Genomic DNA, 23,169 nt, shown 5'->3' with positions numbered 1-23,169 from the left:
CCATGCGCCTGCTCACTCATCTGCGCCACGTGGACCTGGCCGTGCCCGACTACGACAAGCAACTCGACTTCTACGCCGGCGTGTGGGGCCTGACCAAGGTCGCCGAGGACTCCGGAATCTCGTTCCTCGCCGCCGAGGGCTCCCCCGAGCAGTACGTCGTACGGCTGCGCAGAGCCGAGGAGAAGCGTCTCGACCTCGTCTCCTACGGCGCCGCGAACCCGGCCGACGTGGACACCCTCGCCGAGCGGCTGCTGGCCGGCGGCGTGGAGCTCATCAGCCGGCCCGGCAAGGTGGACACCCCGGGCGGCGGGTACGGCTTCCGCTTCTTCGACGTCGACGGGCGCACCATCGAGGTCTCCGCCGATGTCGAGGTCCGGCAGCACAGGAAGATCGAGGAGAAGGAGGCGATCCCGGTCAAGCTGTCCCACGTCGTCCTCAACTCCCCCGACCTGAACCGCACCCGTGAGTGGTACGAGCGTCACCTCGGCTTCGCCCTCTCCGACACGCTCAGCTCGCCGCACATGGGCGAGGTCATGCACTTCATGCGGATCAGCAACCAGCACCACTCCATGGCCATCGCCCAAGGCCCGCACACCGCCCTGCACCACGTCTCCTTCGAGATGCGCGGCATGGACGAGTACATGCGCGGCTCGGGCCGGGTCATGCGGTCCGGTTTCAAGAAGATCTGGGGCCCCGGCCGGCACATGGCGGGCGACAACACCTTCACGTACTTCCTCGACCCGCACGGCAACACCGTCGAGTACACGACGGAACTGGAGGAACTCGACGAGGACACCTGGCACCCGCACGTCTACGACTTCTCCAAGCCCGAGGTCACCGACCAGTGGGGCACCGCCAACGCGATGAACGAACTCGTCGCCAAGGAGTCGTTCAACGACCCCGACCGCGGCGTGTTCATCGCCCCGCCCGTCTGATCACTGCCCTGCGGCGGCGGCGTGCGCGACAACTGCTCGCGCGCGCCGCCCCTGACCTTCCAGGAGTCCTGCCATGCGTTTCGCCGCCTACGAGCATCAGAACCGTCGCCGAGTGGCGGTCGTGGAGGAGGACGGCACCCTCTTCCCGCTGCCGGGTGTGTCCACTCTCGCCACGCTGCTGCTGGAGACCGGCGGTCTTGCCGGACTGCTCGCCGCGGGTGCGGCGGCACTCGATGTGCCGGCCGGTCCCCATGTCTCAAAGGTACGTCTGCTGCCGCCCCTCCAGCCTTCCTCCATACGGGACTTCGTCACATTCGAGGAGCACGTCGAAGGTGTGCGCCGGTCGGTCGACGGCGTCGCGGGCGTGCCCGAGCAGTGGTATGCGGCGCCGACGTTCTACTTCACCAACCCCCACGCGGTCTACGGCCCCGGCCAGGACGTGCCCGTGCCGCCCGGCTCGGCCGTCCTGGACTTCGAGCTCGAGGTCGGCGCCGTCATCGGCCGCGAGGGCCGCGACCTCACCCCGGAACAGGCCCGCGACCACATCGTGGGCTACACCGTCTTCAACGACTGGTCCGCACGCGATCTGCAGTCGGCGGAGATGAAGGTCGGCCTCGGCCCGTGCAAGGGCAAGGACACCGCCACCACTCTCGGGCCCTACCTGGTCACGGCCGACGAACTGGAGCCGTACCGGGACGCGGACGGCTTCCTGCGTCTGGCGCTCACCGCCGAGATCAACGGTGAGACGGTCGGCACGGACCTGCTGTCCAACATGAGCTGGACCTTCGAGGAGATGACCGCCTACGCGTCCCGCGGCACCCGTGTCGTGCCCGGTGACGTCCTCGGATCGGGAACCTGCGGCAACGGCGGCTGCCTCGCGGAACTCTGGGGCCTGCGCGGCAAGCAGAGCCCACCCCCCTTGCAGCCGGGTGACACGGTCAGCCTGACCGTCGAGGGCCTCGGCACCCTCACCAGCAGCGTCGTCCCCGGTGCCGCGCCCCATCCGCTGCCGGCGGGCCGGCGCCGCGGCCGGGAGCGTCCGTGACCGGCCGCGGCGCCGGCTGAGACCGCTCAGCGCGGTCGCCGTCACCGGCGAGCAGCGCCAGGCCGGGCCCGCGGGTCAGAGAGCCGGATCCGACGGCCCCACAATCGCTCGCAGGGCCGCCAGGTGCCCACGGTAGGCATCCCGCCCCTGCCGGGTCAGACGGAGCCATACGCGCTGCCGTGTGTCGCGCACGGCCTTGCGCTGCTCGACGTAGCCGGCATCCATCAGCACGGTGACGTGCTTGCTCAGCACGGAGGCGGACAGGTCGAGTTGCTTCTGAACCAGCCCGAACTCCGCCTCGCCCGCGGCGTGCAGCAGGGCACAGATGCGGAGTCGGTTCGGGGCGTGGACCGTACTGTCGAACCCTTCCGGCGGGCCGTGAGTGTCGGCGCTCATGCGGTCTTCCGGTGCAGCCGGACGAAGGTGAGGTGGAAGCCGACGGAAACCGCGGCACTGATCAGGGAGGCCCCGATGAGCCACCCCGGCCGCCCCGTGACGCGGAACGCGAACGCCGACCCCACCAGCAGCACCGGAAGGCAGGCCATGACCGGCACTGTCGCCCGCTTCGGCAGCACGTCCCACCGCAGCGCCACCCCGGTCCTGTTTCGCCAGGCCCTGGACGCGACCGCGAAGAGCGCCACGTACACCGCGGTGATCGTCAGCATGACGACCATCCAGGCGGGCCGCGGCAGCAGCCACTCCGAGTCGGCCACGATGCCTCCGTACGTAAGAGGGAGCGCGGCCAGGTAGACCGTGAGGGCGATGAAGAACCAGTTCGGCCACGGTGTGGCCGACAGTTCCGCGGCGGAGGCACGGATTCGCTCCGTGTCGGCCAGGGCGGAACGGGCCTGCGCCGGCGTCGGTCGTATCCCGTTGGTTTCCATGACGGAAAGAGTAGCGGACAGTTTCCCATACGGAAAGAGACAAGTTTCCGGTGCGGCAACTGAATGGGTGACGATCGAGCAGACCACCGGTCACGGGCGGTACTGACGAGGCATCATTTACTCTGTCCGGGTGGCTGCTTGCGCAAGGACGAGGCATGGACACCGGCTCTGAGCGCCGCGGTCCGCGAGTGACGGCCGTACTGCGGGGCCTGCGGGCTCCCAGCCTGACCCCGTGGACGTACCTGTACGAACCACCGGCACCCCCTCGGCCAGGAGCACTCCGCACCGTGTTCCTCGGGGTGTCCACGCTTCTGCTCGACGACGGTGACACCGCGATCCTCACCGATGGATTCTTCAGCCGCCCCGGCCTCCTGCACATGCGGTTCGGCCGCCTGCGACCGCACCGCGCCCGCATCGCCGACGGCCTGCGCCGGGCCGGAATCGACCACCTCGATGCCGTGTTCGTCGTCCACTCCCACTACGACCACGCCCTGGACTCCCCCGAGGTGGCCGCCGTAACGGGAGCGCGACTCATCGGTTCCCCGTCCACCCACAACATCGCCCGCGGACAGGGCTTTCCCGACGATCGCTTCCAACCGGCCGTCACCGGCGAACCGTTCACGATCGGGCGCTTCACGCTCACCGCCCTGGCCGCCCGGCACAGCCCGGGCGACATCGCCCCCGGACGAATCGACCGGCCGCTGCGGCCACCGGCCCGCGCCACCGACTACAGGACCGGCGACTGCTACACCCTCCACGTCCGTCACGACGCACGCCGGCTCCTGATCCATGCCAGTGCGCACAGCCTGCCCGGCGCCCTCGACGGCCACGTCGCCGACACCGTGTACCTGGGGATCGGTGCGCTCGGCAAACAGGACGAGGCTTTCCGGGAGGAGTACTGGCACCGGCTGGTCACGGCCACGGGCGCCCGACGCGTCATCCCCATTCACTGGGACGACTTCTTCCGCCCCCTCGACCGCCCCCTCAGACCTTTCCGTACCTTCCTCGACGACTTCCCGGTCACCATGGACTTCCTGACCCGCAAGGCCGAACGAGCGGGAGTGTCCCTGGCCCTGCCCGTGATCGGCCGGAGGGCCGATCCGTGGCCGCCCTGACCCGTGTCGCCTTGTGATGGAGCTGCCGGTATCGACTTCGACAGGGGTACCGAGTTCGCCGCCTGGGCCAGGAGAGAGAACGCCATGAACTCCGGCATGCCCGACACCGCCGACCACCTTCCCGTGCGTCAGTCCGCCACCTACCGAACCATCGCCACCTGCGGCGGGATCGCCTTGACCGTCACCGTCACCGTCATCGGCCTCGTACGGGCAGTGGCGACCTTGCCCAGCGCGCCACCGGTCGGAACCACGGACGAGCGACAGGTGCGTCACAGCATGGAACGCGGAGCCGCGCAGTACGCCCACGCGCTCTTAGCGGCCACCCGCAGCGGCCCACTCACCGAGGCGGGACTCCCCACCGTTCTCCGGCCGGACAGTGCGCCGATCAGCAACACCGGACTCCCCCGGCAGGGGGACACGACGGTGGTGACCTTCTCCACTCACGGGTTCTACGGCCGGCCGGACGCTCGCAAGGAGACGACGACCTGTTACAGGGTCGAACTGATCCCGAAGCTCATCTACACCAGGTTGCAGGAGGCGCCCGACTCGGTCTGCGGCTGACGCCGGCACGGTGCAGCGTCGTCGGACCTGGTCGCGGCCGTTGTCACGGTCGCACCCGCGGCACACGAGCACCTGACCGCGGCACCGTCATATTCGAAATCGAGTTCTAGATTTCGCTCCCGCGCACCCGTGACGGAGACAGGAAAACCCCAGTTACCCGATCACCTGTCCGCATCGCGCCCCGAGGAAGACTCATGCACCGCCTGTACCGTCCTGCGCTCATTCATCCTGCGTTCGAAAACGCCGCTCATCGCCCTGCCATCGCCGTTCGCCCGGCCCAGGGCCGGACCGGACTCCTCATCGACGGCTCCCGACCGGACAAGAGGTACCCGGTGTGACGGGAGCCGCCGGCCCTCCCGCGTCAACGGCCCGGTAGAACGCGCCCGCCCTGAAGGACAGCTCGGCGCCTCTCAACACCCGAATGGAGAGAACGGCTTGGACAGCGAACAGACCAACCTCCGCACGTGGACCGCGTACGCCGCACACCACATCGCGAGAGGAACGGAGATCCCCGAAGTCGACCGCATCTCCTGGGCGTCCTGGCCAAGCGGACCTGGAACCGAGATCCTCGGCGACCTCAGCGGCCGTCGCGTCCTGGACCTCGGCTCCGGCATCGGAAAGCACGCCGCGCATCTCGTGCGCGAACACCGAGCAGTGGTGGACGCCATCGACTCCTCACCGGGCCAACACCGACGCGCCTGCGACCGTTACGGCGACCTGGACGGACTCCAGCTGTTCCTGGGCGACGCGGTCGACCACCTACGGTCCGCTGAGCCGTACGACGTGATCTACTCCATCGGCGGAGTCCCCTACATCGACCCCCACCGTCTACTCCCGTCCCTCGCCGCTGCGCTCAAACCCGGCGGGAGACTCTGCTTCAGCACCCTCCACACGAACAGCCTCGGCGAGGGCCCCTCCTCGTCCGTGACCGCCCGGCCCGAGCTTCTGCCGCTGGCCGGTGGCGAAGACCTCACCGTGCACATGTGGGTCCTCACCCCGGAACTCTGGGAAGACCTGCTCGCCGAGCACGGGCTGCGCGTCGAAAGCATCGACGTCCTCGACTCCCCCGACAGCGACAACCACGTCTCGTACCGCGTCTTCGACGTACGCCGGCGCACCAGCATCATGTCCAGACCACGCACGTCCCGACCGCCCGCGGCCCATGCGGCGCTCGGGGTCGGAGCGATCCTCCACGGCCCGCGAGGACTGCTGCTCGGCCGGCATCGAAGAGGAACCTGGAACTGCCCGGCGGAAGCGTGGAACCGGGCGAGACGCTTGCGGAGGCGGTCGTCCGTGAACTGCGAGAGGAAACGGGGCTCCGCACTCGCCCCGATGACGTCGTCCTGCTCGGCACCCTCCTCGATGACGTCGACGGGGTCGTCCGAATGACCGTGCCCGCACTCGTGACCGCATGGGAAGGCGAACCGTCCGACCAGCCCGGAGAGAGCGTGGGATCCTGGCGCTGGCACCACGCACGCAACCTCCCCGACGGCCTCTTCGTCTGCAGCGCCCAGATCCTCACCGCCTGGCGCCCCGAACTCCCCATCGATCACCCACCTGCAGCGTTCACCCCCTCCTCACCACAGCTACCGCCCCCTCGGCCCCCCGCTCGCGACCAGCGGCCCCTCCCCACCAGGTCCGCCGCCCTCGCCGCGAGCAGCACGGCCGTCCTGCTCGTCAACAGCCAGGGCCAGTACCTGCTGCATCTGCGGGATGCGAACAAGCCGATCTGCGACCCGGGCACGTGGTCCCTGGTCGGCGGCGCCCCCGAGGGCGCGGAGACGCTCGACGAAGCCATCACCCGCGAGATCCTCGAGGAGACGGGGCTGATCATTCCCGGACTCGCGCCCTATGCGCAGGCCCGCACGACAGGGCCGCATCTCGCCGGCGGACGCATCCAGGTCTACGTGGGCCATTGGGACGGCGACGCCGACGCCCTGCCCGTAACCGAGGGCATCATGTTCCGCTGGTTCGACGTGGCCACGATGAGGCATCTGACCATGTGTACCTGGGCGCACGAGATGATCCTTGCCCACCACGCCGAGCAGGCCGCTTCAGGAGACAGGGGCTTGTCATCGGGTCTCGGCCCGGGAAGCGGCACATGAGTTCACAGCGCCACACCGAGCCGCTCGATGTCCACCTGATCCCGCGTCATGAGGGCGCCCGGGCCGTATTCGTCCAGAAGGGGCGGAGCACATGACCAATCCCCCGGTTCATGAGCACCATCGCGTTGCCGGAGCGGATCTGCCTCCACAAGTGGAGCAGAGCAACCGTGGTGTGAGCCCCACGTGGCTGCCTCCGGAGCAGTATGCCGAAACAGTATTGAAGGCGACGGCGTTCGCATGTCTGTTCTTCACCGACGAGCACGACAATCCGCTTCAGCTGAGAGCGGTCTACTCGCGGACCCATCCGTGGCAGCTGGTCGGCGGAACGATGGATCCGGGTGAGCGGCCATGGGAGACCGCGCTGAGGGAGTGCCGCGAGGAGACCGGGATCGTCTTCGCCGGCCGCCCCAAGCTCTTGGCGTCGGTCTTCGGCCAGCCGGGGGCGGAGTGGCCCTACGCAACGGTCGGCTTCGTCTTCGAGGGCGGTCGGCTCACCTCCGCCGAGATCAAGTCCGTCGTCCTGGATCCCTCCGAACACGACGAAGCCCGTGTCCTGCCCATGTCGCAGTGGCGGACGCACATGCCACAGCGGGACTACACCCGGCTGGAAGCGGTGGTGGAGGCTCGCCGCGCAGGTACAACGGCGTACTTCGAATCCTGGGACTGGGAAGGCTGATTCCGACCGTCCTGACGTCCCGTCCGTGCGTGGCCGCGATCCGGGACTCGGAGTGCGACAAGGGACCGGCCCATGGGGTGGGCGCGTTCGCTCACCTGACGGGGCTCCAGCACGGCCGGAGCCCCGTCCCGGGTCAGCTGGTGGGGAAGTTGTCGGGGGTGCTGATCCGGCTCTTGAGCAGCGTCCCTGATTCGGTCAGCACACCGCTGCTGCTGTAGTCGCTGCCGTCGCAGGTGCCGGGTCGGAAGGCCGCACTGCTCTCGGGGGCGTCGGAATAGGTCCAGTTCGCGTAGCCGATCTTCAACTGATCGAGCAGGTCCAGCCAGGCCGTGGTGCTCGTCCGGTCCAGCGCTCCACCGCCCGTGGCGCTCACCGTACCGAACTCGGTCACGAACAACGGAAGTTGGGAAGCCGCCCTGCTCAGCGTGGTGCGGTAGGCATCCTTGTGGCTCGCGGCGTAGAAGTGGAACGCGTACATGATGTTGGTGGCATTGACGGGATTACTGACGACCTCGCTCTCACTGGAGCCGTCCGACACTCCCAACGAGGACCAGCCGCGGGTGCCGACGATGACGACAGCGTCCGGGTCCGCGGCCCGGATCACCGGGATGACCTGCTCGGCGTAGCTCTTGATGGCTGTCCAGCTCACCCCGTTGGGCTCATTGGCGATCTCGTAGATCACGTTCTTCTTGCCGGCGTTACGGGCCGCGACGGACGCGAAGAACGTCTTCGCGCGGTCGAGGTTGAAGTTCGGGTCGCCCGGCGTCAGGGTGTGGAAATCGATCAGCGCGTACATGCCACGCGCCTCGGCCATGTCGACGAGGCTGTTCACGCGACTGGTGAAGCCCGCCGGGTCGGTCTCGTAGCCGTCCTCCTGCACATACATGGCGACGCGCAGCAGATCCGCCTTCCAGTCCTTCGCCAGCGCGTCCACGGATGCGTCGTTGTAGCACTGACTGAACCACTGGATGCCGTGCGTGCTCATCCCCCGCAGTTGTACGGGGCGGTTGTACTGGTTGCACAGGTGCACGCCGCAGACGTGCACCTGTCCGTTGATGTCCACTGGGGTGCCGTCGCCCGGGTCGGGTGACGGGGTCTCATCGACGGAGCCCGTACAGGCAACGCCATTGAGCGTGAACGCCGTCGGCTTCGGGTTCACGCCCGTGAAGGAGCCCACCAGCCCCACGTCGGCCGCCGCACCGGTGGCCAGCGTGCGGTTCCAGTCGATCCCGGCGACGGTCACCGTGGAACCGGACTGTGACCAGGTGGCGTTCCAGCCCTGGACCAATTTCTGCCCCGGGTCCGGCATGGCCATCGCAAGCGTCCACCCACTGATGGGTTCACCCAAGTTGGTGATCTTCACTGCCGCCTGGAAGCCGCCCTGCCACTGGCTGGTGACCGTGTAGTCGACCTTGCATCCGGTGGCAGCCACCGCCTGGGGGCTGAGCAGGGCCGTGAGGCCCAGAACCGTTGCACAGGTCACCAATAGCGCCAACAAGCGTTTCATGGCCATTCCTCCTCATACGAAAGGGAAACGATGCGATGGGAGCGCTCCCGAACGATGTCCGTCCGAGAACGGCCGACCCCACTGGTGAGTGGAACCGAACTCCGTACGGCCCGGGTTGGCCACTCACCGCCGTGAAGCTATACCGCAGGCCCGGTCGTTCATGGGCATGGCGCCCGGTTGGACGGAATGAGATTGGGAGCGCTCCCAATCTCGTGGGGCGTGAGACGCGCCGTCAAGCTGTTGGACAGGATTCGCTTGGTCGGTATCCCACCCCGAACCTGCCGGACCGTAAGATCAGATGCTCTTGGGGGTGGGAGCATGCTGAAGCGGAGTTCCAACACACCGACGCTGGAGGAAGTGGCCGCCCTTGCCGGGGTGGGGCGGGGCACGGTCTCCCGAGTGATCAACAACGCGTCGGGAGTGAAGGCGTCCACACGCCGCGCCGTGCAGCGCGCCATCGACGAACTGGACTACGTGCCCAATCTGGCGGCGCGTTCACTCGCCGGGCGGCGCGCGGGCGCCGTCGCGCTGGTGATGACGAAGACGGACTGGCGGCTGTTCGGGGAGCCGTTCTTCTCGGAGGTCGCGCGGGCGGTCGGGGATGCACTGACCGAGGCGGACGTGCAGCTCCTGCTCACCCTCGTCCGCACGGACACCGAGCGCCAGCGGCTCGTGAAGTACGTGCGCGGCGGCCGGATAGACGGGGCGCTGCTGATGTCCGTAGGGGCCGAGGACCGATTGCCCGACATGCTCGCCGACGCCGGGCTGCCCACGGTGCTGCTGGGCAGGCGGTCGAGTGAGGAGCGGGTGACCTACGTGGACGCGGACAACGTTGGCGGTGCGCGGGCCGCGGTCGGCCATCTGACGCGCGGTGGGCGGAAGGCCATCGCCGCGATCACAGGCCCGCCCGAGATGTACGCCGCCCAGTGCAGGCTGCGCGGCTACAGGGAGGCGCTGGGCGATGCCGGGCTCGACGAGGTGCCGTCCCTGGTCGCCCAGGGAGACTTCACCGAGGCCAGCGGGCGGCGGGCGATGACCGGACTCATCAAGCGGCACCCGGAGATCGACGCCGTCTTCGCCGCGTCGGACAGCATGGCCGCTGGAGCGCTGACCGCCCTCCACGCGGCGGGGCGCCGGGTCCCGCACGATGTGGCGGTGATCGGCTTCGACGACTTCGAGCTGGCCGAGCAGACCGAGCCGCCGCTGACGACCGTCCGTCAGCCGATGGAGGAGATCGGCCGGACCATGGTGCGGCTGCTGCTGGAGGAGATGGACCAGCCGCAGGTGGCCTGGCGCCACGTGATCCTGCGGACACAGCTGGTGGTGCGCGAGTCGGCCTGAGCCGCCTTCGTACGCCACGTCGACCACCGTGACAGCCGGGCCGGCGACGGCCCGGCCCGAGCAGCGGTCCGAGGGCCCGAGAACGCGTCCGGACCGTCAGATCCCCAGCAGCGGGGCACGCTGTCGGCTCGCCCGTGGGGCGCGACCCTCTCGCGGTCCGGATCCGGCGCAACCGCGCCCGACGCGAGGCCCCCGGGGAAGCTCGATACAACGACTCGCCGTCGGCCGCACGGCGTCCAGGCAGGCGACCACGTCTGCCACATCCATCGGCGAGGCCTGTTCGTGGGGTCGCTTCGCCGGACTTCCTGGAGAGATCAGGGGAGCGCTCCCAAACCGTTGATGCCTGCCGGGAGTGGCGCTGTCACTTCCCTTCACCACCCCTGGCCTGCCCCTTGAGAATCCGTTGGACGCATTCCGTTCCGACGGGTTGTCAGGGACACGGCGACGCTCTTACAGTCACCTACAAAGCAACATATGGGAGCGCTCCCATATGGAGTGGTTGTATACGCACCGGATTCCCTGATCGCCCCATCCGGTCATCCCTCCCGGAGAGGCCCCGCATGCGAGCGCTCCCCCTCCCCCGGCTCGCGAGGGTTCTCTCACCGCACGGTGACCGCTGAGACAAGCCCGACCGGAAGCAGATCGCCACACAGACACAGGAGACACCATGACTCGACGCAGGAAACAACTCGCCTCCCTGGCGACGGTGCTCGCGACGCTGCTCGGCGGGTTAGCCCTGACGCTACTGGGCCAGGGCAATGCGCAGGCGCACGGCGTGACGATGACGCCGGGATCGCGCACCTATCTCTGCTGGCTGGACGCCAAGACCAGCACCGGCGCTCTGGACCCGACCAACCCGGCCTGCAAGGCGGCGCTCAACGAGAGCGGCGCGACCGCGCTGTACAACTGGTTCGCCGTGCTCGACTCCAACGCGGGCGGGCGAGGGCCGGGTTACGTCCCGGACGGAAAGCTGTGCAGCGCCGGTGACCGGTCGCCGTACAACTTCACCGGTTACAACGCCGCCCGCGCCGACTGGCCTCGGACGCATCTGACGTCCGGGAACACGATCCAGGTCAAGCACAGCAACTGGGCTGCGCACCCAGGCTCGTTCCGGGTGTACCTGTCCAAGCCCGGCTACTCGCCCAGCACGGAACTGGGCTGGGACGACCTGGAGCTGATCGACACCGTCACCAACCCGCCGATGACGGGCTCGCCGGGCACCGACGGCGGCCACTACTACTGGGATCTGAACCTGCCGTCGGGCCGCTCGGGTGATGCGGTCATGTTCATCCAGTGGGTTCGCTCGGACAGCCAGGAGAACTTCTTCTCCTGCTCCGACATCGTCTTCGACGGCGGCAACGGCGAGGTGACCGGCATCCGCGGCTCGGGCAGCACTCCGACTCCGGACCCGACCACGACTCCCGACCCGACGCCCACACCGACCGACCCGCACACCGGGTGCATGGCCGTCTACAGCGTGACCAACTCCTGGAGCGGCGGCTTTCAGGGGTCCGTCGAGGTCATGAACCACGGCACGACGGCGCGTGAGGGCTGGGCCGTGAAATGGACGCCCGGCACGGGCGCCAGCATCAGCAGTGTGTGGAACGGTGCACTGACCACGGGGTCCGATGGCACGGTCACGGTCAAGAACGTCGACTACAACCGCACCATCCCGCCGGACGGCAGTGTCACCTTCGGGTTCACGGCGACATCGACCGGCAATGACCTTCCGGTCGGCTCGATCGGCTGCGTCAACCCGTAGCCGCTGATACAGGCAGCGCCGGTTCCCGCATCTGCGGGAGTCGGCGCTGCCGTGCCTCCAGGACCGGGCGTCGCCGGCTGTACGTCCGGGCGCGGACCGGTTCGCCGACCCCTCCGACTGGGCGCCGACACTCCTCACGCACCGCCCCTGCCGCGTCTCCGGTCCCCCGCCCACGACCAGCAGCTCCTGTCGATCAGGCCCACCTCCTGCGACGCAGGCAGCACGGCCGTCGTGCTCGTCAACAGACGGAGACATCCCCAGACATCGGGACGAGGGGAGCCGGACCTGGCCGCAGGCTGTCCAAAGCAGCACGGAAGGCCGCCACAATGCGCTCGTTCTCGGCCGTGTCCCTCACCGCGATGCGCACCGTGCGTCCTTGGTACTCGGACGACATGGGTGACAGATCTCGCAGGTGGACGTCGCGGCGGCGACACTCCTGCACCAACTGCGCGGCACTCGGGCCATCGGCCGGCAGCGTCACGGTGAGCCAGTTGGCCACGGCCTCCTCCACCGTCACGGCCTCGTCCAGACCGGCAAGGTCGGTGGCCAACTGCCGCCGCAGTGCGTGAGTGCGCAGCCAGCACCCCTTGTAGTACGCCGGGTCGCGCAGAGCCGCCACCGCGGCCAGCTGTGCCGGGAGGCTCACCGACCAGGGAGGGGTGCGCCGGCGTAGCTCCGTTGCGGTGGCCGCCTCAGCCACCAGGTACGCGGCGCGCATGCCGGACAACGCATACATCTTGGACAGGGAGCTGCAGACCACCACCCTCGGATCTGTCGCGGCGAGGTCGGCGAGCGACTCGCCCATGTCGACATAGCCCAGGTATGCCTCATCGATCCACCAGCGGGTTCGGGTCGGTGCGGTGGCGATCACCGACCGCAGTTCATCGGCAGGTGCGTGGCGCCCGGTCGGGTTGTTCGGGTTGACCACTACGACGAGGTCGTAGCGGCCGTCCTCGACCGCAGCGGACAACTGCTCCGGATCCATCCGCCAACCGTCTTCGCGACGCAACCGCAACCGATCCACCCGGCATCCGATCACCCTCTCCGTGACGTGGGCGTACTCGCCGTAGCCCGGGTCCAACAAGAGCACCCTGCTCTGCGGTGTCAGCCACTGACCGAAGGCCCTGAAGATCAAGTCGGATGAGCCGGCGCCGGGTACGAGTGTCCCCACGGGCAGCGCCCGCACCCTGGCAATCTCCGCGAGCAGCCCCTCGGCACCGGTTGGCGGCGAGGTCCGGGCGGCCCACTCCGGATCATCCGCGAGTGCCGCCCGCACCCCCGGCGCCGGTGGGAACCAGGCGTCCAACACATCGGCTGCGAGCACTCTGTGGCGGCGATGCAGGCTGCTGAAGTCCGTTCCGATGGCAGTGAACGAAGCCCCTCCGTGCTCGCAACCGTCCGGCCGGGCCGCGAACGGCGCGTCCAACCGCCAGTCCACTTGGGTCCGCAGACGCTCCACCGTGGTGCTGTGCCGGTGCGTCGTGAGCCTCGTCAGCTCGGTGACACTGCCGGTCAGCACCTCGAACGTCAATGCCCCGCTCCGAACGGTGTGCCCGACCGGCCGGAGCCCGGCGGCCAGATACATGTCGAGCAGCTCGGTGCGCCCCATTGCCACTACACGGCGACCGCCGCGGGAAGCGATCCAGCGCAGCGCTGCGTACATGAGGAGCGGCGCCGCTGCGGAGGCCCGCCAGCGAGGCTCGACGGTGAGAAGCCGCACCTCAAACAGATCGTCGTCGGCCAGCAGCGGAAGCTCTTCGTGTGACAGGTACTTCTCCAGCGCGTAGCGCTTCAGCCAAGGCGGGGTCAGGCTGATGAAACCAATGCGGTCCGTTCCTCGTGCCGCGACCAGATATACGTTGTCGCCGTCCAGACCGTCGCGAAGCCGCCCGATCGAGTTCGGTGCATGCTGGCCGAGCTCACGCGCATACACCCGGTGACGCAGCTCGTGAATCCACTCGAGGTCCTCCCGAGTGGCAGAGCGCAGCTGCAGATCACGACCCATGTGTTCCTCTTCCGACGCAGGGGATTGGATCATGTGCGAGGCGAATCTGCTGCCCCAGTGTCACCTGGCTCACTCGACCTGAGTACGCGTACTCAGGTGCCACGGCACTCCGCATGCACCACCCGGAGAGGGCCCGCTGCAGTTTCGGCAGCGCCTCAACTTGACGCAGGAAGGGACTCCATGAGCTTCGACATCTTCGTGTGGCGGTTCGAGAACGGTGAGCCGGCGACGCTGGACATGAGTGCCGCGCACGAGCGTCCTGGGCCCCCATGCGGTGGCGCGGGATCCCGAGACGGACTTCCAACTGGTGAGTACGGCGGAGGGGAGGAGGCCGGCGTGTACTTCAACAGACCGGCCGGCATTACCTTCAACCACTTCGGAGGGGCCGGGATCATGGACCTCCTCGCCGTCCTGCTCCGACGGCTCGATGCCGTGTTCGTCGTCCCGGGCAGGCCGACCATGATCCTGCGGGACGAGGACTTCGAGCTTCTGCCCGCCTCATTCAGGGATGACTGGCCCGTCGTCGTGGCCCGTACCGGCGCGGAGACCGGCCAGTTGATCCGGGCTTCCTGAACGAAAGGGCGAGGAGTCTGTCCCTGGTGCGTGTCACCGGGCAACGCCCCGTCGTCCTCGCACGGTTGCGGCCGTCGGCCAGCAAGAGCGAGCAGCTCGATGAGTGCCGCCGCTGCCGCAATTATGTGGACTCTGTTTGCATCGCGACGCACGGGCGTCGAAGCAGGAGCTGACGCAAAGAAGGCCCCCATGAACATTCGATGGGGGCGTCATCGATCGGCTTCGCAGGGCTCCCCTCCGTGCAGGATCACTGACGCGGAGGGCAGTGCGTGTGTCATGGCATGCTCAGCAATGTGCTGAGCTGTCCGGAAAATGACTTCATCAGAGATTGTCTTCGGGCGGGTTCGCCAGCTCTGATCAGCATGTTCGTAGACATAGCAATGGTCGCAAGCCAAAATGCACTTGCTGTAAACCTCCAGCCGCTCGGGGCTGAAGGCAGAGCCTCAGTCAGTCCTGAGCCGATCTCAGAGCGCGGAGTTGAAGTCTTCGTTACCGGAGTTCCGGTCGTCGCCTGGGGCTGTGCCCGGAGCTTCCTTCGTGTGGTCCGGAGTTTGCTTCAACTGATCTCCTTGAGTGATTTCAGGCCGATGGGACCGCTTCGCGCGGTCCAGCTCGTCCCGAACCTCCGCGAAGAACCGGATCAATCCGATGATCCTTCCCTTCATGGACTCGACCTTGTCGAGGACTAGATCGACATTGGAGAGGACCAGAAGGATCATCGTAATGATGGCGGTCGTTTTCATTTGTTTCCCAAAGGGTGCAGTTCCGATTGAGGTCCGGGACTACACCAGCATCAGCTGGTGTAGTCCCGTTTGAGGCGCTACACCAGCAACCAGCGTCCTTGCTGCGTGCTGGTCCCCCAACGTTACGAACGAACACGCTTCGTGACAAGAGGTGGACGCTGATCCTTTCGGGCCTCACACGTGGCGGGAAACCACGAGAGCCCCCTCCTGACCCGTGACGGGCTGGGAGGGGGCCTTTTGTCTGACCTGAATATGACCTCGGCATGGTCGCATCGCATTACCGGGACAGGAAATTACCACTGGGTCGTCGAACGCGGCTTCGTCTGAATCCATGGCTTCAAGCGCCTCCGCATCCGCATCCCATCCGCTGGGAACGCCGAGCCGACATCCACGAATCCTTGCTGCAGATCCGCCTGCTGCCTCATCAGCCACCGCCAGATCAACTCAGTGCGTGAGTCGTTGCCAGAGGTCGCTTCTTACGACGTGGCGCCGTTGGTGCGCCGGGCTGGGAGTCGGGGAGCGGGCTCCTCGCCTCCGGCATGCCTCCGCGCACGGATGCGGATCTCGGTGTTCTCGGCGGAGAGGCGACGGCTCGCTCGAGGAGAGCTCCACTGTCGGCAGCCGACCTCTGGGACGGGCCTTCTGGGATCCCCGACGACGCCGACGCCCCGGGTCCGGTCACCGCGTGGCGCCGGCTGGCTGCGAAGAGGTAGCGGGTCGGGCCACTGCACCCGGCGCCGTATCCGTGCCCCGTAGGGGAGTTGCCTTCTTATCGGGCTGGTGCGGACGGTGCTGGTGAGGAAGCATGGGCGTGCGCGGTAGGAGGTTGTCCGCGCGACCAATGTGCGACACGAAGAGGGCCGATGACTGACAAGCAGGGCATCCGGACGCCGGTGGACGGAATCGACACGGGCACGCCGCATTCGGCGCGGGTGTGGAACTACTGGCTGGGCGGCAAGGACAACTACGAGGCGGACCGTCGGCTCGGGGCGACGATGGAGGAGCTGTACCCGCAGATCATCGAGATAGCGCGCGCCTCCCGGGCATTCCAGGCGCGAGCGGTGCGCTATCTGGCCAGTGAGGCAGGGGTTCGGCAGTTCCTGGATCTCGGCACCGGTCTGCCGACGGCGAACGCAACGCACGAGGTCGCCCAGGACGTCGAACCGACGGCACGCATCGTGTACGTGGACAACGACCCGATCGTCCTGACTCACGCGCGCGCCCTGCTGACCAGCCGGCCCGAAGGGGCGACGGACTATGTGCACGCGGACCTGACGGACACGAAGACTGTGTTGCGCGAGGCCGCCCGGACGCTGGACCTCGACCGGCCGGTGGCTGTGATGGTGCTCTCGACGCTGGGGCACGTCGCGGACTCGGGTGAGGCTGCGGCGCTGCTCCGCAGCTACTTGGACGCGCTGCCCGCAGGGAGCTATCTGATGCTCTGCGACACCATCGAGACTCCGGAGACGCAGGCCGGGTCCGACGAGTACGCCAGTGGCGGTGCCATGCCGTACATCTCGCGTCCCAAGGAGATCATGGGGACCTTCGCGGACGGACTCGAGCTGGTGGAGCCGGGCTTCGGATCCATCAGCCTGTGGCGCCCCGAAGAGCCCGCCGTCGGCGAGCCGGTCGACCAGTGGGGATTCGTGGCCGCCAAGCGGTAGCCGCCGCCGTTGCGAACCGGTCGACCGGACGACTCGACAGAAGGACGGCCCCGGAGTCGTCGGCGGTGGCAGCCATCCGGACGCCCACGTAGCTCCCGGCGCGATGTCGTGGAGCGGCGCAGGGTGTCCGAAAGCCGCGTGCCGCCGATTCCGGGCGTCAGCGGCACCGGCAGATGGCCGTCCTCGCGGACGAACGGCTCGGTGATGTCCTCGACGAAGTACGGGCTGGAGGCCGAGGCGTCGCCGCCCGGCAGAGGCGAATTCGGGCAGGGCCGCCCGCGCCCGATTGCGCTGCGGCGCGCTCCGCACTCTCCGCCGAGGCCGCGGCACCCGCCGGGCGCCGAAGGAAAGCCATGCACGCTGCATCGAGTGAAGTTGCGCAGCTGGCCCTCTGGGCCGCCGCCCGCCGGCTGGATCCGGTTGAGACGGTGGCGCCGGAGCCGCATCCTTCATTGCAGATGGCCGGAACAAGCAACGCCTATCGGGCCGGCGTCGAGGAGTACGACGGACAGGGCGGCAACTGGACCTGCACCCGCTGGTACTGAGCGCTTTGTGCCACGGCCCGTCCTGGCTCCTGGTCCGGGACAGATGGCGCCGCGGCCGGGCCCTCCTTCGTCCGTTCCCAGGCTGCCGCGCACAGGGACTCGGCCACGGCGGCCGTGTAACGGGCGGCGGTGAGCCAGTACATGGCGAAGCTGTCGGTGTCGGCAGGGAGGAGGCGGCCGAAGAGGTCGCGATCGCGTTTGGCCGCCGAAGTGCTCAGGGCGGTGAGGAGTCCGGCGGCCGTGGGGAGGCCCGCACGGCGGATGCGGCGGGTCTCGGCTGTGACATCGCCGAGCATGCCGAGAGCGGCGCGGCCCGCCGGGACCGTCTGTTCGACCCGCCGCTCCAGGAGGTACAGGGGCGAGTGCGCGCCGGACCCTCCGGGCTGTGGCGGGGCGGGGTGCACGCGGGCAGTCGGGTCCGGGAGGTCGGCGCGGCGAAGGCGGTCGAGGCCGAGGTCGATCGTGCCCTCGCCGGTGGGGTGCGAGCAGGCGAGGAGGGTGAGCCGGGGGTGGAGGGCGGGCACCATGCGGCCGATGATCCTCAGCCGTGTCCCCGGCGCGGTGGCCAGCAGCATCAGGTTGTCACGGTGGGCCAGCGCGGGATCGTCGTCGGCGACGGCGAGCCGGACGCGGATGCCTCCCTCGCACAGCGCGAGCAGGCAGGTGCCGCCCGACTCCCGTACGGCTCCGAGGATTTCGACGTCCAGGAAGAGCAGGTCACTGCCGCCGCCGTCCGGGTCCGCGTAGCGGGAGGTGGACCGCAGGGCGCGGGCGGCCTGTTCGGACGGCGGCGTCTCCCACAGGGCGGCGAGCGGCAGCTCCGTCCACGCCGCCCCCCGGGCCGTAACGGCCTTGACGCCCTTCCCGGCGCCTAGTCTGCCGTCCGGCGAGACCGTCGCCCCCGAGACCGCCAGGCCGGCCCGGCCCAGCTCCCGATGGGTGAGCGCGCAGTCCCCCAGGCGCACGGCCCGGTCGGCCACGCCAAGGGCCCGCCCGACGCCGCCGGGTGCCACGTCGCCGACCGTGCAGAGGCGGCCGTCGGATCCGGCGACCCAGGTGCGGACGCCGCCGTGCCCCGAGTCGGTGACCACGGGCTCGGTGAACAGGCCGTACAGGCGCAGCGAGCCGTCCGGGCTGTACGGCCGGCGCACGCGGCCTCGGACTGCGGCCAGCTCCGCTCCGGACGCCGTCCCCACTCGGTGTGCGGTGCCCAGGAGTTCGGCCAGGGCCGTGACGAGGTCGGCGGTGCGGTAGGACGGGTCCCCGGTGCGGGCCGCGCGCAGCAGCGTGACGACGGACAGCGCGGCGCCCGCGGCGCGCGGCAGGTGCCGGAGCCGGGCGGTGTGTGCGGCGCGGAGGAGGGCCGACTGGGTGACGGCGCCGGCCCCGTCGACGCCGGCCTCCAGCACGGCGGCGCCCGCCGACCACAGGGCGTCGGCCGCGGCACGCTGGTCTGGGTTCGCCACCTCGGGCGAGGAGGCAGAGTCGGGGTTGGGGCCGGAGCCGGGTGCGGGGTGGGTGCCAGGTGCGGGGTGGGTGCCAGGTGCGGGGTCGGGGTCCGTCGCGGAGGCGGGTTCGGCGACCGCACCGGTGGGCTGGTCGGTGAGCTCCGGTGCCAGGTCCGCCGTGGGGGCGGCGCAGGCTGCGGCCGCGCGGTGGACGCAGGCCGGGGCGAGGAGGCAACCGCAGGTGATGGCGTCCGCCGTCGCCACCACACCGCCCGGGGCGTGCAGGCGCAACTCGGTCTCGTCGTCGACCGCGATCGTCACCGTGTCCCCGTCGCGGTGCGTCGGGCGGGTGCCGAGCTTGGTGACTGCGGCGTCCAGCCGCTTGCGCAGCCGGGGCGAGAGGTTTTCCACCAGGGTGGCCGTGACCTCCGGCGCGACGGGTGGCAGCTGGGCGGCGGTCATGCGGTCTTCTCCCCTATCCAGCGAGCCAGTTCGAGTGGGCTGAGGGCCGCCACGGGCATGCCGGCGGCCACGAGCTGCCCGGCGACGCCCGTCGAGTAGCGGGGCCGGCCGGCGTCGTCGAGACTCGCGCACCCGAGAACGTGGCATCCGGTGGTCACCAGTGCCCGCACCTCGGCCAGCAGTCCGCCGAGCGGCGCGCCCTCCTCGAAGTCGCTGATGACGACGACGAGGGTGCGGGTGGGTACCTCGATCAGGCTTCGGGCGTGCCGCAGCCCTGCGGCGATGTGCGTGCCCCCGCCCACGCTCACCTCGAGCAGAAGGGAAAGGGGATCGTGCACATGGCCGGTGAGGTCGACGACCTCGGTGGAGAAGGCCAGGAAATGGGTGCTCAGGGTCGGCACCCCGGCGAGCACTGAGGCGGTCAGCGCGGACCAGATCGTGGATGCCTCCATGGATCCGGAGACGTCGGTGACCAGGATCAGGCGCCAGTCGGCCGACCGGCGGGCGCGACTGCGGAACACCGGCTTCTCGGGGATCACCTGGACCGTTCCGTCGGCTGTGCGGCGGGCGGTGGCCAGGTTGGCGCGCAGCGTGCGCGGCAGGTCCAGCCGGCCGCCGGGGCGGCGGGTGGGCCGGGCCAGCATCGTGCCGGTTAGAGCGGGGCGCAGCCGGGTGGCGAGCTGCCGGGTCAGTTCGTCGACCAGGTGGCGGACCAAGGGCCGGAGCGCCGCAAGGCGGGCTTCGGGAAGGCCGCCGGCGTACCGCAGGATCGTCCGGAGCAGTTCCACGGAGGGGGTGGCGGCCGCCGGTTCCAGTTCGGCGAGAACGTCCTGCCGGCCTGTCACGGCTGCGGCGGCGAGGACCTCCTCGCGGATTCCGGGGCCGAACAGCGCGGCCAGTTCCTCGGACCACTCGCGGACGCCGGGGAACGACGGTTCCCGGCCGCCGCGCGGTCCGGAGCCGGGCAGGCCGCCGCGGGATCCCTCACCGTGCCCCGCGCCGTAGAGCTCGTCCAGAGCGGTCGCCAGGCGGGCGGCGCCGGACGGCAATTGGTCGGGTCGCCGGCCGAGCACGAGCCGCCACCGGTCGGCGGGCGCCAGGGTCCGCGCGGGGGTGGCCTCGGTGGAGAATGCGGTGGCGGGTTCGACGATGGGGTGCGTTGCGGCGGGGTGGCCGGACCGTGGTGGGAACCGGTCGTCGTGCACGGGCGGCGGGACGGGCAGGCCGAGACCGGTCAGGAGCTCGCGGGCGGCGAGGTCGGCGGCCGTTCGGCGGGCCAGCTCGGCCGGATCGTCCGCGTCGAGGGTGTCCACCCGTTCGCCCAGCCGCTCCTCGACGGTGTCCAGCAGCCGGTCCCGGGCGGCCGGGCTCAGGGTGTCGAAGCCACCGCGCAGGGCCGGCAGCCGGGCCAGGAACGCGGTGTCGTCCAGCTCGACGACCCGGTGCAGCAGCGGGTCCAGGGCGCCGGCGCCGACGGTCAGGAGCGGGCCCGCCACCGTCAGGACGCCGGTGAGGCGGGCAGTGAGCGCGGCCCGGGAGGTACTGTCCACGGCTCCGTCCACCCAGGAGGCGACGCGCCCCCCGAAGGTCTCGGCTTCTTCGTGGCCCGTGAGCACCCTGACCGCTCCGGCGGCGGCGGCGATCAACGGGGTGCCGTCGGCGGCCAGCCGGGCGAGGGCGTCGGTGAGCCGGATGCCGCCCACCCGGTCGGCCCGCTGGGCCAGTTCGAGCAGCGCCCGGGCGTCCTCGGGCTCCTCGGAGCCGGTCAGGCCGTCGACCTGGCGGACCGCAGCCGAGGTCAGGAGTTCGGCCGCGCGGGCGGTGCGGTCGGCACGGGCGGAGGCGGTGGCGTCCTGGGCCGAGGAACCGTCGGGCGCGGCCAGACCAGGCAGGTGGCCGGCGTCGATGCGATCCAGCAGGTCGAGCCCGGCGAGGAGTTCGGGAAGGGTGCCGCTCGCGGGGAGTACGGCCGCCAGCTCCGTCAGCCGTTCATCGGCCAGGGCGGGGAGCCCGCACTCGGCGGCCTCCGTGAGACCGCGGACGACCTGGGCGGCCGTCGGGCCGCCCTCCGCGCGCTCGGCCGCGTGCCGCTGCCGCAGCACGCCCTCGGCCGCCTGGGCCGAGGTGACGCCGCGGGCCCCTGCTGCGGTGAGCATCGCGGCCGTCGCCGGGGTCCACCGCACCTGCCAGCGCGTCGTGAGTCCCTCCCGTGCCCGCAGCGCCGGTCACCCCCTGCTCCTGCGCGTAAGGGATGCCGCACACCCTCAGCCTGCGCAGCAGCAGTTCGCGGCGTCGGTCCAGGGTGGAGCGCGCCGGGTCGAGCCGGAGGTCGCGCGGTGTCTTCTCGTGCGCGTCCTCGGGACCGGGGAGGGAGAGCGTCGCGGTCTCGGCCTCGACGGCGGGGCCCAGTCCGCTGCGCGGAGCGTCGGGCGCAGGCCGTCCGGTGCGGGCTCCGACGAGTACGCGTTCGAGGGCCAGGGCGACGGCGCGGCCCGTGCCGTAGGTCTCGCCGCGCCCCAGCACCGTCTGCACGGCTTCGAGGAGTTCACCGCGGCCGGGTGCGGGCAGGTCGCGCAGGCGGGCCAGGTCACCGGCCACCCGGACGACCTCCCGGCCGTCCGCCGGGCCGTAGGGGTGGCCCTGTTCGCGCAGTGCGACGCAGACGCGGACGGCCGTGCGGACCAGCGCCTCGTGCAGCGCGGCCGGATCCCCGGCGGCGTCCAGGACGGTGTGCTGCCACTCCGGGTCCCGGATGCCGGCCGGGTAGCCGGACCGAGAGTCGAGCAGCGGGTAGGTGTACGGGATCAGGGAGACCGTGCACGCCGCCGTCCCGGCAGCGCCGTTCGCGTGGCCGTCCGCGCCCGGCTCGGGCGCGGCTGCGGACGCGTCGGGTGCGTCCGGTGTGGGGACCCCGGTGGCCCAGGCGGCGGACGGCAGCAGCGCCGGGGTGTGGAAGGCTCCCACCACCACGGCGGGCCGCCGCCCGCTCGCCAGGGCCTCGGTGACATGACCGCGCATGCAGGCCTCGCGCACCAGGTCCGTGCCCTGCACCCCGCCCCGCGCCTCGGCCTCGTGGCGCAGGGCCCAACCGGTGAGCAGGGCGGCACGGCGGAGCGCCTCGGGTGTCGAACCGGGCGCACGGGCCTCCACCAGCCGGCCCCACAGGTCGTCGCCGTCCCGGCCGGTGAGCCGGGACCGTAGCGCGGCGGACAGTCCGTGCCCCTCCCCCGGCATGGGCGCGGAGTCGGCGCCCGGGACAAGGGCGGGGGCGTCCGGACCGCCGTCCGCCCACGCCCGGTCGGCCAGCGGCAGATCGCAGGCCACAGCCGGGACCCCGTTTCTTGCCGCCCAGCGCAGAGCGACCAGTTCGGGCGAGAAGTCGGCGAACGGGTAGAAGGCCGGCCCCCGTTCGCCTGCCGAGCCGGCACCGGGCACGGCGGCCAGCGCCACCGGGGCCTCGGTCTCCTCGTGGGCGAGCCAGCCCAGCCAGGGCTGGAACTCGGCGGGCAGTTCGACGAGGAGAACGTCGGGGGCCGCCGCGTCCAGCAGGGCCGGGAGCGCGGCTGCCAGCGAGGGCGCGTGGTGGCGCACCCCGATCAGGAACGGCAACCCGGGTCCGGTCGCCGCGAGGTCCGCCACCGCGGCTTCCGGGGTTGCCGGCCCGGCCGCCGGACCCTGCGCCGGGGAAGCGGCCGGCGCACCGGCAGTGGGCGACGCCCCGGCGGCGGACGACGCCCCGGCGGCGGACGACGCCCCGGCGGCGGACAGCGTCTCGGGGGTGGTCGACTCGCTCATCCG

At 70.2% G+C, this 23,169-nt stretch carries 16 protein-coding genes and 3 pseudogenes; 11 read left to right on the top strand and 8 right to left on the bottom strand.

Annotated elements, in window-relative coordinates; all coding sequences use genetic code 11:
• Nucleotides 1–2: 2 nt before the first annotated feature.
• Nucleotides 3–935 carry a VOC family protein gene (locus tag SH922_RS38305; protein WP_393063107.1) on the top strand — a complete coding sequence of 311 codons (933 nt, stop codon included), beginning with the start codon at nt 3–5 and terminating at the stop codon, nt 933–935.
• A gap of 73 nt (nt 936–1,008) precedes the next feature.
• The gene (locus SH922_RS38300) at nt 1,009–1,980 is read left to right on the top strand and encodes a fumarylacetoacetate hydrolase family protein (protein ID WP_393063106.1); all 972 of its coding nucleotides are present in this window, start codon (nt 1,009–1,011) and stop codon (nt 1,978–1,980) included.
• Between the two features lie 75 nt (nt 1,981–2,055).
• Here SH922_RS38300 and SH922_RS38295 read toward each other — a convergent pair whose 3' ends face one another.
• Together SH922_RS38295 and SH922_RS38290 are read right to left on the bottom strand one after the other, a co-directional pair.
• Nucleotides 2,056–2,376: a transcriptional regulator gene (locus SH922_RS38295; RefSeq protein ID WP_393063105.1), complete on the bottom strand. Its 321-nt coding sequence runs from the start codon at nt 2,374–2,376 to the stop codon at nt 2,056–2,058.
• On the bottom strand, nt 2,373–2,864 hold the full coding sequence (locus tag SH922_RS38290) for a hypothetical protein (protein WP_393063104.1): 492 nt from the start codon (nt 2,862–2,864) through the stop codon (nt 2,373–2,375). The genes SH922_RS38295 and SH922_RS38290 overlap by 4 nt, the downstream gene beginning before the upstream one ends.
• 155 nt (nt 2,865–3,019) lie before the next feature.
• On the opposite strand from SH922_RS38290, the gene SH922_RS38285 reads away from it, so the two are divergent.
• The 5 genes and pseudogenes from SH922_RS38285 to SH922_RS38265 all read left to right on the top strand — a co-directional run bounded on the left by SH922_RS38285 (nt 3,020) and on the right by SH922_RS38265 (nt 7,321).
• Complete coding sequence (locus SH922_RS38285; protein WP_393063103.1) at nt 3,020–3,979, top strand: MBL fold metallo-hydrolase; 960 nt, start codon at nt 3,020–3,022, stop codon at nt 3,977–3,979.
• 84 nt (nt 3,980–4,063) lie between these two features.
• On the top strand, nt 4,064–4,540 hold the full coding sequence (locus SH922_RS38280; protein WP_393063102.1) for a hypothetical protein: 477 nt from the start codon (nt 4,064–4,066) through the stop codon (nt 4,538–4,540).
• A 129-nt stretch (nt 4,541–4,669) separates the two neighbouring features.
• Nucleotides 4,670–5,527 (top strand): annotated as a pseudogene (locus SH922_RS38275) (class I SAM-dependent methyltransferase); the annotation flags it as partial.
• Complete coding sequence (locus SH922_RS38270; protein ID WP_393063808.1) at nt 5,524–6,645, top strand: NUDIX hydrolase; 1,122 nt, start codon at nt 5,524–5,526, stop codon at nt 6,643–6,645. The pseudogene SH922_RS38275 and the gene SH922_RS38270, both read left to right, overlap by 4 nt.
• 172 nt (nt 6,646–6,817) lie before the next feature.
• Complete coding sequence (locus SH922_RS38265; RefSeq protein WP_393063101.1) at nt 6,818–7,321, top strand: NUDIX domain-containing protein; 504 nt, start codon at nt 6,818–6,820, stop codon at nt 7,319–7,321.
• A 133-nt stretch (nt 7,322–7,454) separates the two neighbouring features.
• On the opposite strand, the gene SH922_RS38260 is transcribed toward SH922_RS38265, so the two are convergent.
• Nucleotides 7,455–8,828, bottom strand: a complete 1,374-nt coding sequence (locus SH922_RS38260; RefSeq protein WP_393063100.1) for a cellulase family glycosylhydrolase — start codon at nt 8,826–8,828, stop codon at nt 7,455–7,457.
• Nucleotides 8,829–9,146: 318 nt separating this feature from the next.
• Between SH922_RS38260 and SH922_RS38255 the strand changes: the two genes are divergently transcribed.
• Nucleotides 9,147–10,169, top strand: a complete 1,023-nt coding sequence (locus tag SH922_RS38255) for a LacI family DNA-binding transcriptional regulator (protein WP_393063099.1) — start codon at nt 9,147–9,149, stop codon at nt 10,167–10,169.
• A gap of 667 nt (nt 10,170–10,836) precedes the next feature.
• On the top strand, nt 10,837–11,931 hold the full coding sequence (locus tag SH922_RS38250; RefSeq protein WP_393063098.1) for a lytic polysaccharide monooxygenase: 1,095 nt from the start codon (nt 10,837–10,839) through the stop codon (nt 11,929–11,931).
• Nucleotides 11,932–12,169: 238 nt separating this feature from the next.
• On the opposite strand, the gene SH922_RS38245 is transcribed toward SH922_RS38250, so the two are convergent.
• The gene (locus tag SH922_RS38245; protein ID WP_393063097.1) at nt 12,170–13,936 is read right to left on the bottom strand and encodes an aminotransferase class I/II-fold pyridoxal phosphate-dependent enzyme; all 1,767 of its coding nucleotides are present in this window, start codon (nt 13,934–13,936) and stop codon (nt 12,170–12,172) included.
• 336 nt (nt 13,937–14,272) lie between these two features.
• Here SH922_RS38245 and SH922_RS38240 point away from each other — a divergent pair, with 336 nt between their 5' ends.
• On the top strand, nt 14,273–14,509 hold the full coding sequence (locus SH922_RS38240; protein WP_393063096.1) for a hypothetical protein: 237 nt from the start codon (nt 14,273–14,275) through the stop codon (nt 14,507–14,509).
• Nucleotides 14,510–14,736: 227 nt separating this feature from the next.
• On the opposite strand, the pseudogene SH922_RS38235 reads toward SH922_RS38240, so the two are convergent.
• Nucleotides 14,737–14,928 (bottom strand): annotated as a pseudogene (locus SH922_RS38235) (hypothetical protein); the annotation flags it as partial.
• A gap of 45 nt (nt 14,929–14,973) precedes the next feature.
• Nucleotides 14,974–15,252: a hypothetical protein gene (locus SH922_RS38230; protein ID WP_393063095.1), complete on the bottom strand. Its 279-nt coding sequence runs from the start codon at nt 15,250–15,252 to the stop codon at nt 14,974–14,976.
• A gap of 863 nt (nt 15,253–16,115) precedes the next feature.
• On the opposite strand from SH922_RS38230, the gene SH922_RS38225 reads away from it, so the two are divergent.
• Nucleotides 16,116–16,916, top strand: coding sequence for an SAM-dependent methyltransferase (locus SH922_RS38225; RefSeq protein WP_393063094.1), 801 nt, complete (start codon nt 16,116–16,118; stop codon nt 16,914–16,916).
• Nucleotides 16,917–17,394: 478 nt separating this feature from the next.
• On the opposite strand, the gene SH922_RS38220 is transcribed toward SH922_RS38225, so the two are convergent.
• Both SH922_RS38220 and SH922_RS38215 read right to left on the bottom strand, forming a co-directional pair.
• Nucleotides 17,395–19,371: a hypothetical protein gene (locus SH922_RS38220; protein WP_393063093.1), complete on the bottom strand. Its 1,977-nt coding sequence runs from the start codon at nt 19,369–19,371 to the stop codon at nt 17,395–17,397.
• Nucleotides 19,368–23,166 (bottom strand): annotated as a pseudogene (locus tag SH922_RS38215) (DUF5682 family protein). Before SH922_RS38215 ends, SH922_RS38220 begins: the two are co-directional and overlap by 4 nt.
• Nucleotides 23,167–23,169 lie beyond the last annotated feature (3 nt).

The sequence above is a fragment of the Streptomyces sp. LN549 genome (assembly GCF_043203805.1).
Taxonomy (GTDB): Bacteria; Actinomycetota; Actinomycetes; order Streptomycetales; family Streptomycetaceae; genus Streptomyces.
Note: the sequence above shows the minus strand (reverse complement) of the source record. Positions and strands in the feature narration are given on the sequence as shown.

Bases quoted from the DNA above. Each gene is read 5' to 3' on its own strand.
- SH922_RS38305 (WP_393063107.1), top strand. From the start codon at position 3: ATGCGCCTGCTCACTCATCTGCGCCACGTGGACCTGGCCGTGCCCGAC.
- SH922_RS38300 (WP_393063106.1), top strand. From the start codon at position 1,009: ATGCGTTTCGCCGCCTACGAGCATCAGAACCGTCGCCGAGTGGCGGTC.
- SH922_RS38295 (WP_393063105.1), bottom strand. From the start codon at position 2,376: ATGAGCGCCGACACTCACGGCCCGCCGGAAGGGTTCGACAGTACGGTC.
- SH922_RS38290 (WP_393063104.1), bottom strand. From the start codon at position 2,864: ATGGAAACCAACGGGATACGACCGACGCCGGCGCAGGCCCGTTCCGCC.
- SH922_RS38285 (WP_393063103.1), top strand. From the start codon at position 3,020: ATGGACACCGGCTCTGAGCGCCGCGGTCCGCGAGTGACGGCCGTACTG.
- SH922_RS38280 (WP_393063102.1), top strand. From the start codon at position 4,064: ATGAACTCCGGCATGCCCGACACCGCCGACCACCTTCCCGTGCGTCAG.
- SH922_RS38260 (WP_393063100.1), bottom strand. From the start codon at position 8,828: ATGAAACGCTTGTTGGCGCTATTGGTGACCTGTGCAACGGTTCTGGGC.
- SH922_RS38255 (WP_393063099.1), top strand. From the start codon at position 9,147: ATGCTGAAGCGGAGTTCCAACACACCGACGCTGGAGGAAGTGGCCGCC.
- SH922_RS38250 (WP_393063098.1), top strand. From the start codon at position 10,837: ATGACTCGACGCAGGAAACAACTCGCCTCCCTGGCGACGGTGCTCGCG.
- SH922_RS38245 (WP_393063097.1), bottom strand. From the start codon at position 13,936: ATGGGTCGTGATCTGCAGCTGCGCTCTGCCACTCGGGAGGACCTCGAG.
- SH922_RS38230 (WP_393063095.1), bottom strand. From the start codon at position 15,252: ATGAAAACGACCGCCATCATTACGATGATCCTTCTGGTCCTCTCCAAT.
- SH922_RS38225 (WP_393063094.1), top strand. From the start codon at position 16,116: ATGACTGACAAGCAGGGCATCCGGACGCCGGTGGACGGAATCGACACG.
- SH922_RS38220 (WP_393063093.1), bottom strand. From the start codon at position 19,371: ATGACCGCCGCCCAGCTGCCACCCGTCGCGCCGGAGGTCACGGCCACC.